General features: G+C 51.6%; 1 pseudogene. It reads right to left on the bottom strand.

The features are described from left to right. Positions 1–556, bottom strand: a pseudogene (locus tag AB4503_RS25010) (conjugal transfer protein TraG); the annotation flags it as partial.

Below are 556 nucleotides of genomic sequence, written 5' to 3'. Positions count from 1 at the left end.
AACTCTTCAGTGCGTGTGTATTCTTGCCAAGACTTTTTAGCATCAGCAATATCTTCCGGTTGGTAAGCGGTCATTAGGCGTTGGACGTCTGGTTGGTTTAATCCTATGTCTTTTTCCAAGTAATTCTGGAAGCCTTGAATCGCGTTGGCCGTAAAGCTGGCACTGCCAGAGTCGAGGCGCGTTTGAGTATTCGAGAGGGCGTTCAAGTCCGATTGGCTTTGCAATGCACTTGCACCAAGAGACTTGGTGTTGCTGGCGTTAATCGCAAAATCATGCGCAAACTGCTCAACCGACGTTCGGGTGTCTTTATTGTCCACCTGCGTGCCGGCACTGGTCACGGCATTGGCCCCTTCGGTGTATTGCTGCGTGGCTTGCTCAAGCTGCTGCTTTTGCTCGGTATTCATCTTGCTGTAAGCCGTACGTTCATCATCAGACCATTTCACGCCGCCACTGGCGCCTAAATTGAATGGCGATGCCCCTTTACCGGTGCCTACGCCGCCCTCGAAGCCGCCATAGACACTTTGCAGGTAAGCTTGTGATTGGTCTTTCGTCCAAC

Origin of the sequence: Vibrio sp. 10N.222.55.B11 (assembly GCF_041473705.1) — a bacterium.
Taxonomy (GTDB): Bacteria; Pseudomonadota; Gammaproteobacteria; order Enterobacterales; family Vibrionaceae; genus Vibrio; species Vibrio crassostreae_C.
This window is presented reverse-complemented; position numbering and strand designations above follow the sequence as displayed.